Below are 5,175 nucleotides of genomic sequence, written 5' to 3' on the forward strand. Positions count from 1 at the left end.
AGATGGCCCCTGCACGCAAGGGGCGAAGTATGGCGCATCGCCCCTTCCGATTACGGTCAACTCCAGCCATACTGGCCCGTAAGCTACCCCGGTGCGCGGTAGGTGCCTTAGATTGGGCGCAGAAAGTCGATCTAGAGCCACAGTTCTCACCAGCAGATTCAGCGGTTAAGGACGGCATAACGGAATGGAACCTCTCTGTAGTAGCGAACAGCGCCTCGCCGGAGCCCTCCAGGAAGCGGCCCGCAGAGGCACCATCCGCGGGACACGGTTTCATGTCGGCCGACGAGAACACATATACAACCTGGGCCAGCCCGACGCGCATCTGTATCTCATCGAGAGCGGCCAGGTGAAGACGCTCACGCACACCCGTGACGGCAAGCAGTGCCTGCTGTCCATTCACGGCCCTGGCGACGTGTTCGGGGAAGGCGGCGTACTCGCCGCCAACCACACCGAGACGGCCCAGGCCATGCAAGTCACCACGCTGGTCCAGATCCGCGCGGCACAGGTCATGAAGGGCTGCGATCCGCCGTTGCACGAGGCGCTGATCAGCCACTTGGCGAACCGGCTGCTCGAACAGCAGCAGATGATCGCCAATCTGGTGACGATGGACAGCGAGCACCGGCTGGCGGCGCTCCTGGTGAATCTCGGGAAAAAGGTCGGCAAAAGCAGGGAACACACTGCCCTGATACGCGATCGGATAACCCAGGAAGAGCTGGCGGAAATGGTCGGGACCACGCGTTCCCGGGTCGGCTATTTCTTGAAGAGGTTCTCCGTGGCCGGTGTGGTGCATCGCACCAAGGAAGCACATCTGTGCATTCACATCACCGAACTGACCGACTACCTGGAGAATTCCTCCCTGCCCGCCGGCCTGTAGGGCCGGAACATCGGGGCGGGATATCCGGGAACGGTTCTCGGGGGCGGCGTCGCACCGGCGCCGCACCCCTCCGGCGACTCCTCCCTTACCGCCTTCTCCATACGTCGCACCATTTCCTCCAGCAAACGCTGCGACGTGCCGAAGTTGAGCCTGATGAAACCCTCGCTCCCGTACTCCCCGCCGTCGCTGAGGGCGACCTTGCCGCGGTTCAGGAAGAACTCCGCGAGATCGTCGTTGCCCAGCCGGTCGGCCAGTCGCCGGCCGTCGAGCCAGGCGAGATAACTCGCCTCGGGCGGCACCAGTTCCAGGTCCGGGCCGAAGGACTCGAACAGCTCGACGAGCATCCGCCGGCTGCCGTGCAGGTAGTGGCGTACGGTGCGCAGCCAGGGATCGCCGAGGGTGAAGGCGGCTTCGCTCGCGCTCACGCCGAGGATGCCCACGCCGTCCCTGCTCCTCGGCCGCATCTCCATGAGCCGGTCGTGGTCCCGCGGCCGTCCGGCCACAGCCATCGCGCACTTCAGACCGGAGACGTTCCACCCCTTGCTCGCCGAGGCGGCCGTCACCGTCGCCACCCGCGCCGCCTCGGGCAGCGAACCGAGCGGCACATGCCGGCGGCCGGGGTGGGTGAGCGGGGCGTGCACCTCGTCGGAGATCACCGCCACCCCGAACTCGGCGGCCAGGGACAGCACTTCGCGTAGTTCCCCGGCCGTGAAAACCCGGCCGGTGGGATTGTGCGGATTGCACAGGAAGTACGCGGCCGCCCCGGCCCGGAAGGAGCGGGCCAGCCCCTCCAGGTCGAGCCGCCAGCGGCCCCCGCGCAGCCGCATCGGCTGGGCGACGACCTCCCGGCCGGCCGCGGAGATCGCCTCGAAGTAGGGCGGATAGGCGGGCACGTCCACCACGACACCGTCGCCCGGCACGGTGAACCGCTCCAGCGCCACCTCCATCACCCGCATGGTGTCCGGGAACAGCACCACCTGCCGCGGCTCCACCCGCCAGTCCCAGCTCGCCCGCACCCAGGCGGCGAACGCCCGCTGCACGGGTGCCTTCGCGGTGTAGGCGAAGGCGTAGCCGAGGTCGCCGCCCGCGGTGAGGTGCGCGCGGATGGCGTCGAGCACCGGCTCGGCGACGGGGAAGTCCATCTCGGCGATGAACGCCGGGAGTACGTCGGGCGGGTAGCGCCGCCACTTCTCGCTGCTGCGCGCGGACAGCGAGGTCGCGCGCAGTCCGTCGAACAGGTGGATGAGCTCCTGCTGTGCCTGCGACAACGAGTCCTCCTCCGTCGGTGGGGCGGGACCGCGGTGGTGCCGCGCCGCCCGTGCGCGAGCGGCGGGACGAAGGGCGTTCACCAGCTGACGGGCAGTTCCTTGACACCGTGGATGCCGAACAGGTGGTGCCAGAACGGCACATCCGCCGCCGGGACGGCGAGACGCAGTCCGGGCAACCGGGTGAACAGGCGCTCCAGGGTCACCTGGAGTTCGACCCGGGCTAGGGACTGCCCGGGGCACTGGTGGGGGCCGTGGCCGAAGGCGAGCTGGCCGCGAGCGGTGCGGGTGACGTCGAAGCGGTCGGGATCGGGGAAGACCTCGGCGTCGCGGTTCGCGGTGGCGAGCTGACACACCACGCCCTCGCCCTCGTGCACAGTCCGCTCCCCGAAGGTGACGTCGGCGGTGGCGATCCGGTTCATGCCGATCTGCATGGCCGTCTGGTGCCGCAGCAGTTCCTCCACCGCGCCGGGCAGGAGCGCCGGATCGTCCCGCAGCAGGGCGAGTTGACTTGGGTTCTCCAGCAGCAGCATGGTGCCGGTGCCGATCATGGTCGCGGTCGTGTGGTGCCCGGCGGCGAGCAGCAGCCAGGCGATGACCGCGACCTCGGCTCGGTCCAGCAGCCCGGGAGCGACCTGTTCGGCGAGCAGCCGGCTGATCAGGTCGTCGCCGGGCTGCTTCTCCTTGACCTCCACCACCCCTTCGAGGTGGCGGATGATGTCGTCCTTGGCCCGTGCCATCTCCTCGGGACCACTGCGGCCGTTGATGAGGACCCGGGTACGGGACTCGAACAGCGGGCTGTCCTCGGCCGGTACGCCGAGGAGTTCGCACACCACCGTGGACGGGACGGGGTAGGCCAGGGCCTCCATGAGGTCGAGCGGGCCGCCCCGCTCCTCCATGGCGTCGAGGCGGCCGTCCACGATCCGCTCGATCCTGGACCGCAGTTCCTCGGCCCGGCGGCCGGTGAAGTCCCGGGCGAGCATCCTGCGGTAGCGCAGGTGCTCGGCGCCGTCGAGGCGGGGGAAGGTGCCCTTGAGGACCTGCGGCACGGGACGGGGGAACATCCGGGGGAAGTCCGGGTGGGAGCTGTCGGCGCTGAAGCGCGGGTCGTCGAGCACGGCCCGTACGTCCCGGTGCCGCGTGACGACCCGCGCCCGTTGTCCGCTGGGCAGGGTGACGGCGGCGAACGGGTCCTCTGCCTGGAGCCGGCGGTAGCCGGGGGGCGGGTCGAAGGGACAGCCCGGCGCCTTCTCCTGCGGGAACGCGGGCGGCCCGGCCCCGGGGTCGGGCAGCGCTCCGGCGGTGTCGGTCGTGTCCGTCATAGGAAACCCTTCCTCACTGCCGCGGTGGGGCCGCTCCCGGCACGGGCTTCGACCCTAGGACCGGGCGCGCCCCGGTTCTGTTCACTTCTGAGCATCGGCGGTCCTCCTGGCCCGTCCGGTTCAGGCGTCCGGATGGGCCAGGAGGACCGCCGTGTTGAAGCCGCCGAACCCGAATCCGTTCGACAGCACGAACCCGCCGGACGGCCGCCGCGCCTCCTCGCGCACGAGCCGCAGGCCGGGATCAACAGGCTCGACCAGGCCCGGGTCCGGGTGCACGAACCCGTCCCGCAGCTGCAGTACGGCGGCCACCGCCTCCACCACGCCGGCCGCGCTGAGGCAGTGCCCGGACAGGGACTTGGTCGCGTTGACCCACGGGCCGCCCCCGTCCGTACCGAGGACCTCGCGCAGGGCCTCGGCCTCGGTGCGGTCGCCGAGCGGTGAGCCGGTGCCGTGGGCGCTGACCCAGCCGAGGTCGGCCGGGCGCACCCCCGCCTGCGCGAGGGCCCCGGTCATGGCCCGCACCTCGCCGTCCACCGAGGGATCGGCCAGGTGGTTGCCGTCCAGGACGACCGCGCCGCCCGCGAACCGGGCCAGCGCCCGCGCGCCGCGCCGGTGTGCGCAGTCCGCGGTCTCCAGGACGAGGCAACCGGCCGCCTGCCCGGGATGGAAGCCCCGGTGGCCGATGTCGAAGGGCGCCGGGGGGCGCGGGGGCGCGCCGTGGGCGGGGGCCATCGCACCGAGGTTGAGGAAGCCGCGGGTCTGCAAGCCGGAGAGTCGCGTCATCGCGCCCACGACGAGGCACAGGTCGGCGGCTCCGGCGGCGAGCATCCGGGCACCGTGGACGAGGGCGACGTTGCCGCTCGCCGAGGCCCCGCCGACCGTGCAGCCCTCCCCGCGCACGCCCAGGACGCGGCTGAGCGTGGCGACGTGATCGGTGTCCTGGTGGTGCAGGGCGTACCGGGCGGGCAGATGGGCCGGGTTGCGTGCGGCGCGGGCCCGGCCGTCCTCGGTGACCCGCTCCGTCAGGTTGCTGCCGGCCACGACGACGCCGACGCGCTCGGGCGGGGGTGCCGTACGGTCCAGTCCGGCGCCCAGCCACGCCTGGAGCGCGGCGACGACGGCCGCCCGTACCGGTACCGGAGCGCGCAGCGTGGTCCGCCGGGCCAGGGCCCGCAGCTCCGGCGGCAGGCCGGGCAGCGCGTCGAGGGCGCGGTCGGGTACGTCGTCCCCCGCCAGGTCGGCCGTGAAGGCGGGCCACGAAGCACCGGGCCGCTCCGCGTCGGGGGGCGGAGCGGGTGCGACCAGGGCGGACCGCCCCGCACGCAGGGCGGCGGTGAACTCCTCGGGATCGGCCGCGACGGCGCCGAGCACGCCGAGACCGGTCACCAGGACCGCCCGGCCGCCCGGGAGGGGCGCGTTCACAGGCGCTTGCGCATCAGGGCGGCCAGGGTGCCGATCGCCATCCCCTGGTGGAACTCGTGGACGGGCACCGCGATATCCAGCTCCTCCATGGTCAGCGTGACGATCTCGGCCCGGTCGATGCTGTTGCAGCCCAGGTCGGACAGGGTCCGCTCGGGCGTGAACGAGGCCGGTTCGACCTCCGGCACGATCTCCAGGGTGGTGCGGCGCAGCACCGCCAGCACCCGCTCCTCGGCCTTGTCGCTGCCGGGGACGCTCTCGGTCGGTCCGTTCACTTCGGGGTACCTCCGGTTCG

General features: G+C 71.7%; 5 protein-coding genes. 1 reads left to right on the forward strand and 4 read right to left on the reverse strand.

Annotated elements, in window-relative coordinates:
• Positions 1-184 precede the first annotated feature (184 nt).
• The gene (locus ACIP4O_RS23160; RefSeq protein WP_401577102.1) at positions 185-874 is read left to right on the forward strand and encodes a Crp/Fnr family transcriptional regulator; all 690 of its coding nucleotides are present in this window, start codon (positions 185-187) and stop codon (positions 872-874) included.
• Here ACIP4O_RS23160 and ACIP4O_RS23165 read toward each other — a convergent pair.
• The 4 genes from ACIP4O_RS23165 to ACIP4O_RS23180 all read right to left on the reverse strand — a co-directional run bounded on the left by ACIP4O_RS23165 (position 838) and on the right by ACIP4O_RS23180 (position 5,155).
• Positions 838-2,142, reverse strand: coding sequence for a MalY/PatB family protein (locus ACIP4O_RS23165; RefSeq protein ID WP_401577103.1), 1,305 nt, complete (start codon positions 2,140-2,142; stop codon positions 838-840). The genes ACIP4O_RS23160 and ACIP4O_RS23165 overlap by 37 nt on opposite strands.
• Before the next feature lie 77 nt (positions 2,143-2,219).
• Positions 2,220-3,461 carry a cytochrome P450 gene (locus tag ACIP4O_RS23170; protein ID WP_401577105.1) on the reverse strand — a complete coding sequence of 414 codons (1,242 nt, stop codon included), beginning with the start codon at positions 3,459-3,461 and terminating at the stop codon, positions 2,220-2,222.
• A gap of 120 nt (positions 3,462-3,581) precedes the next feature.
• A complete protein-coding gene (locus ACIP4O_RS23175) occupies positions 3,582-4,883 on the reverse strand; it encodes a beta-ketoacyl synthase N-terminal-like domain-containing protein (protein WP_401577107.1) in 1,302 nt (433 codons plus the stop codon).
• A complete protein-coding gene (locus tag ACIP4O_RS23180) occupies positions 4,880-5,155 on the reverse strand; it encodes a phosphopantetheine-binding protein (RefSeq protein ID WP_361335789.1) in 276 nt (91 codons plus the stop codon). Before ACIP4O_RS23180 ends, ACIP4O_RS23175 begins: the two co-directional genes overlap by 4 nt.
• Between the last annotated feature and the right edge of the window lie 20 nt (positions 5,156-5,175).

Source organism: Streptomyces sp. NPDC088923 (genome assembly GCF_044749745.1).
Lineage (GTDB): Bacteria > Actinomycetota > Actinomycetes > Streptomycetales > Streptomycetaceae > Streptomyces.

What these genes read in the sequence shown, in the direction of transcription:
- ACIP4O_RS23160 (WP_401577102.1), top strand. Translation starts at nt 185, where the DNA reads ATGGAACCTCTCTGTAGTAGCGAACAGCGCCTCGCCGGAGCCCTCCAG.
- ACIP4O_RS23170 (WP_401577105.1), bottom strand. Translation starts at nt 3,461, where the DNA reads ATGACGGACACGACCGACACCGCCGGAGCGCTGCCCGACCCCGGGGCC.